This is a genomic window from Pseudomonas sp. NPDC096950 (assembly GCF_044762525.1).
In the GTDB taxonomy this organism is placed as follows: domain Bacteria; phylum Pseudomonadota; class Gammaproteobacteria; order Pseudomonadales; family Pseudomonadaceae; genus Aquipseudomonas.
The window spans coordinates 1-2289 of sequence record NZ_JBIWEL010000060.1; the positions used below are offsets into that span (position 1 = coordinate 1).

General features: G+C 56.3%; 2 protein-coding genes. Both read left to right on the top strand.

What is annotated here, in order from left to right:
* The first annotated feature begins 168 nt into the window (after window positions 1-168).
* Entirely contained in the window at window positions 169-1065 is an 897-nt protein-coding gene (gene atpG / locus ACIQY3_RS34325; RefSeq protein WP_403029117.1) for a F0F1 ATP synthase subunit gamma, read from the top strand.
* The coding region (atpD, locus tag ACIQY3_RS34330) for a F0F1 ATP synthase subunit beta (RefSeq protein WP_403029119.1) at window positions 1058-2289 on the top strand (1232 nt) is incomplete at its 3' end. The genes atpG and atpD, both read left to right, overlap by 8 nt.

Sequence of the window (2289 nt, forward strand, 5' to 3'; positions counted from 1 at the left end):
GCCGTCGAAAGAGCCTTGACCCCGCGCACTAAAATGATCGTGATCAATACGCCATGACGAAATCGACGCTGGCATGAAAGCCGGTATCGAGAAGTTCAAGGCCACCCAAACCTGGTAAGCCGCAGCGGGGGCCGCAAGGCTCCCGCTTGCTAACCTGATAGGTGTTACATGGCAGGCGCAAAAGAGATTCGCAGTAAGATTGCGAGCATCAAAAGCACGCAAAAGATTACCAGCGCCATGGAAAAAGTGGCGGTCAGTAAAATGCGCAAGGCACAAATGCGCATGGCTGCTAGCCGTCCTTATGCGGAGCGCATCCGCCAGGTTATTGGTCATTTGGCCAACGCTAACCCGGAATATCGCCACCCGTTCATGATCGACCGTGAAATCAAGCGCGTTGGTTATGTTGTGGTGAGCAGTGACCGTGGTCTGTGTGGTGGCTTGAACACCAACCTGTTCAAGGCCTTGGTCAAGGACATGGCGAAAAACCGTGAAAACGGCGTCGAGATCGATCTGTGTGTAGTTGGTAGCAAGGGTGCGGCTTTCTTCCGCAACTTCGGCGGTAACGTCGTAGCCGCTATCAGCCACCTGGGTGAAGAGCCATCGATCAATGATCTGATTGGCAGCGTCAAGGTGATGCTGGATGCCTACCTCGATGGTCGTATCGACCGTCTGAGCGTTGTGTCCAACAAGTTCATCAACACCATGACGCAACAGCCTACCGTGGAGCAGTTGATTCCACTGGTGGCAACCCCGGATCAAGAACTCAAGCACCACTGGGACTATCTCTACGAACCGGACGCCAAAGAGCTGCTTGACGGCTTGATGGTTCGCTACGTGGAGTCGCAGGTCTACCAGGCGGTGGTCGAGAACAACGCGGCTGAACAAGCTGCGCGGATGATCGCGATGAAGCACGCTACCGACAACGCCGGTGATTTGATCAGCGATTTGCAGCTGATCTACAACAAGGCGCGTCAGGCTGCGATCACCCAAGAGATCTCGGAAATCGTCGGCGGCGCTGCCGCGGTTTTAACGGTTCAAATATTCAGAGGATCCAGCTATGAGTAGCGGACGTATCGTTCAAATCATCGGCGCCGTTATCGACGTGGAATTTCCACGCGACAGCGTACCGAGCATCTACAACGCGCTGAAAGTTGTAAGCGCGGCTGAAACCACGCTCGAAGTTCAGCAGCAGCTGGGCGACGGCGTGGTTCGTACCATTGCGATGGGTTCCACCGAGGGCTTGAAGCGCGGTCTGGAAGTCACCGACTCTGGCGCAGCCATCTCCGTACCGGTCGGTAAAGCGACCCTGGGCCGGATCATGGACGTCCTCGGTAACCCGATCGACGAAGCTGGCCCGATCGACACCGAAGAGCGCTGGGGCATTCACCGTCCTGCGCCAACCTTCGCTGAACAAGCGGGCGGCAACGACCTGCTGGAAACCGGCATCAAGGTTATCGACCTGGTTTGCCCGTTCGCCAAGGGTGGTAAAGTCGGTCTGTTCGGTGGTGCCGGTGTAGGCAAAACCGTAAACATGATGGAACTGATCCGTAACATCGCCATCGAGCACAGCGGTTATTCCGTGTTCGCCGGTGTGGGTGAACGTACTCGTGAGGGTAACGACTTCTACCACGAGATGAAGGATTCCAACGTTCTGGACAAAGTGGCACTGGTTTACGGTCAGATGAACGAGCCGCCGGGTAACCGTCTGCGCGTAGCACTGACCGGCCTGACCATGGCCGAGAAGTTCCGTGACGAAGGTAACGACGTTCTGCTGTTCGTCGACAACATCTATCGTTACACCCTGGCCGGTACTGAAGTATCCGCACTGCTGGGCCGTATGCCTTCCGCAGTAGGTTACCAGCCGACCCTGGCCGAAGAGATGGGTACTCTGCAAGAGCGTATCACTTCGACCAAAAACGGTTCGATCACCTCGATCCAAGCGGTATACGTACCTGCGGATGACTTGACTGACCCGTCGCCAGCGACCACTTTCGCCCACTTGGACGCCACCGTCGTTCTGTCCCGTGACATCGCTTCCCTGGGTATCTACCCAGCGGTCGATCCACTCGACTCGACTTCGCGCCAGCTGGATCCGAACGTGATCGGCCAGGACCACTACGACACCGCTCGCGGCGTTCAGTATGTTCTGCAACGTTACAAAGAACTGAAGGACATCATTGCGATCCTGGGTATGGACGAGCTGTCGGAAGCCGACAAGCAGTTGGTACACCGTGCTCGTAAGAGCCAGCGCTTCTTGTCGCAACCGTTCTTCGTGGCTGAAGTCTTCAC

Excerpts from the sequence above, each read along its gene's own strand:
- atpG (WP_403029117.1), top strand. The coding sequence starts at position 169 with ATGGCAGGCGCAAAAGAGATTCGCAGTAAGATTGCGAGCATCAAAAGC.